This window comes from Pseudomonadota bacterium (genome assembly GCA_022361155.1).
In the GTDB taxonomy this organism is placed as follows: domain Bacteria; phylum Myxococcota_A; class Polyangia; order Polyangiales; family JAKSBK01; genus JAKSBK01.
Genome location: JAKSBK010000053.1, coordinates 1 through 3,078 on the forward strand (window position 1 = coordinate 1; position 3,078 = coordinate 3,078).

The 3,078-nt window shown below is 68.7% G+C and carries 4 protein-coding genes; all 4 read right to left on the reverse strand.

Annotated elements, in window-relative coordinates:
* A partial coding sequence (locus MJD61_01505) for a hypothetical protein (protein ID MCG8553953.1) occupies positions 1-387 on the reverse strand: 387 nt, incomplete at its 3' end.
* Positions 388-419: 32 nt separating this feature from the next.
* Complete coding sequence (locus MJD61_01510) at positions 420-1,667, reverse strand: hypothetical protein (GenBank protein MCG8553954.1); 1,248 nt, start codon at positions 1,665-1,667, stop codon at positions 420-422.
* The gene (locus MJD61_01515; GenBank protein ID MCG8553955.1) at positions 1,668-2,534 is read right to left on the reverse strand and encodes a hypothetical protein; all 867 of its coding nucleotides are present in this window, start codon (positions 2,532-2,534) and stop codon (positions 1,668-1,670) included.
* 133 nt (positions 2,535-2,667) lie between these two features.
* Positions 2,668-3,078 (reverse strand): hypothetical protein (locus MJD61_01520; GenBank protein ID MCG8553956.1); only part of this gene is annotated, 411 nt, incomplete at its 5' end.

Genomic DNA, 3,078 nt, shown 5'->3' on the forward strand with positions numbered 1-3,078 from the left:
GTCGCTGACACCACCCGGAGCCAAGCTCCAGCTGCAGCCGTCTTCGGGCGCTAGCGCCAGCCCCCCGAACAGGCCGGCCATCAGGTTGCCGTTTTCGAACAGGCCGAGCACCGGGTCTTGGTTGCTTCCATAGCCCACAGCTTCCTCGCAAATGAGCGACCAGCTCGTTCCCGCATCCCGGGTGACGAGCAACCCGTAGGTCGCCCTCACGATCAGGTGGTTGGGATCGCGTGGATCCTCGATGACCTGCTGGGCCGCTGGATAGCGCCCGTTGGCCAGCGCGTGAGGGGGCAAAAAGAAACCGGCCAACGTGCAGCCGCACGCCAGGGCCACGAAGACTGCGCGACAAGCGCAGCCCGTGCAGTCACCTATGGCACGTGGGCTCACCGAGCACGTCCCCTGTCGGGCGTGCCGGACTGCTACTCGCAATAGCGGACGCACCACAGCCTGCCCCGAAACTCACCGCAGGTGCCGCCGAGCTCGCTGCACGCGGTGCTGAAACACGGCACCATCGCCACCGAATCGATCGCGCAGACACGGAAGCCGGACACCGTCGTGCATACGGAAGGTGGCAGGCAAGGCTGAGGCGCAGGCCCGCCCGCACCACCGAAACCGCTACCGCCCCCGGTAGCAGCGAAGCCACCCGAGCCGCCTGCGCCACCGAATCCGCCCAGGCCACCGAAACCGCCGAAGCCGCCACTTCCACCACTTCCACCGACCCCGCCGCGACCACCGATCCCGCCCAGGCCCCCACGCCCCCCGGCGCCGGCCCGGCCACCGCTGCCCGACTGGCCCAGAACTCCGGCCTGGCCGAGGACTCCGGCCTGACCACCAGCTCCGCTTTGGCCACCTTGACCACCACCCGGGCCGCCCGCCCCAGCGCCGCTGCCGCATGCGCCCACGCGCTCGCAGCCATTGAAGGCGCTGCCATCGCAATCAAAGCGGTCGTGCGGGCACCAGCTCAGCGTGCACACCCCGCTGATGCAACGGGCAAGCCCCGAGGCCGTGGGTGGCAAGCACACGCGACCACAGCCCCCGCAGTTGAACTCCGAGCTCAGCAAGTCGAAGCCGCAGCCCAGACCCATGCCGCACTCCGAGCGGCCCGGCGGGCAGCCAACACCCCCAAGCCCCGCGCACACCTCGGTCGATTCGCAGCCGTTGAGCGCGTTGCCGTCGCAGTTGAAACGTCCCGTGGCGCACTCGATGAGCGTGCATGCCCCTTGTACGCAGCGCTCCAGCGCGTCCGGGAAGTCACAGCCCCGGCCGCAGCCACCGCAGTGCTTGGTGGAACCGTAGATGTTGGTTTCGCACTTGCCGTCGCCGTCGCAGTCACCGCGGCCAGCCTTGCACACCACTCCGGCTCCGCCCGTACCGCCTTGTCCCCCGGTGCCCGCGCCCACGACTCCAGTGCCTGCGTGTCCGCCGCCTGCACCACCACGGCTGCCTCCTGCGCCCGCGGCGCCACCATCCATGGCACCCGCGTGCCCGGTGTGGACGCCACCGCTGCCGCCTCCCTCCCCCGCGGCCCCGCCATCCATGGCAGTGCCTGCACCGCCCGCAGCAGGGCCGGGATCCACACCCGTCCGTCCCCCGCCACACGCTTGCTGGTGCAATAGCGCTGCCAGCGTCAGCACCGTGCGCCACATCCCTGTGTAGCTCCCGTGCACTTAGGGACACGTCCGGATGCAGTAGCCCGCAACGCAGGGAGCTGTAAGCCTGGCGCACAGGGACTGGCCCTGCAGGTTCCCGCAGTGGGGGGGGAGGTACTGGTTCATCAGGGCGCAGAACCTAATGCCTGGAAACAGGCGATCATCGGTAGTGCACCAGAATCCACGCGGGCAGCCGTCGCCTCCACCGGCCCCCCCGACACCAGGCCGGCCGCCGGTACCGCCATGACCTGTCGTACCGCCGATGCCGCCCTGGCCCACAACACCCGCAACGCCACCGACAGCCCCAAAACCGCCCCGACCGCCTAAGCCACCTTGACCTGCAACTCCGACGACACCGCCAAAGCCGCCGGAGCCACTCCGACCGCCCGCGCCGCCCCGGCCACCAAAGCCAGCCTGACCCACCGCGCCGCCGATGCCCCCGTAGCCGCCAAGACCTACAACGCCCCCAATACCACCCGAACCGGCCCAACCACCAGCCACACCCCCCTGCCCTGCAACCGCGGAGACACCGCCGTGACCGACTAAGCCACCCTGACCTCCGGCAACACCGACGCCGGCCCGTCCCCCGCTGCCCGAGTGGCCCAAGACTCCAGCCCGGCCAAGCACGCCGGCCCGGCCACCACCGCCCGACTGGCCCACGACGCCGGCCCCCCCAAGCGCGCCGGCCTGCCCACCCCGGCCGGCCGCCAATCCACCGGCTCCCGCCTGTCCCCCCAGGCCAACCGCACCCCCGCGGCCCAGCATACCGGCCACCAGAATGCCCCCACCACCGCCGGCCCCCGCGCTGATCGTTTTGCCACCGCAACCCAAGAGGACCGTGCAACAGGCCGTAAGCCAGATCACCGGCAACGAACTAATGGGCATGGGCTAAGCTCCACAAGCGAGGGTCGCCCGTAAGGAAGGACTGGTTTCGAAGCCACCCACCGGCCATCGAGCCGGCTAGACGATACTGTACTGTACTTTCGCAGTACATTCGCTACAAGCGAGTGCTCGCGCATTAGGGGTTGACCGGAGCGGTATTGGGGTCTCCGGGCAAGTACCCGTCCGTGAGCTGCTCCACCGAGTAGGCCAGGGTATAGGTGTCGCAGATGTCCGCCCAGTTTCCCGGCAGTTTCGGTGGGACTCGCCCCAAACCCGAGCCGAGTGCATGCACCCACAGATTAAGATACCAGTTTTCCCCGGGGTTACACTTGACATCGAGGCTGGTGTCAGCGCTGGTCCCGCCTCCAGAAGCCGTCAACGACGTCCGGACGAAGGCATGATTGAGCAACGGTGCTGGCTTGCAGATGACATTGGGAGGGTTGGACCAGCAGAACTGGAGTGTGTAGAAGTCCTTGACGCCGATCTCGGTCCTGAGCGACGCGCGCGCTCGAAGGTACTGGTCTCCTTGGCCTTGAGCGCACACGAC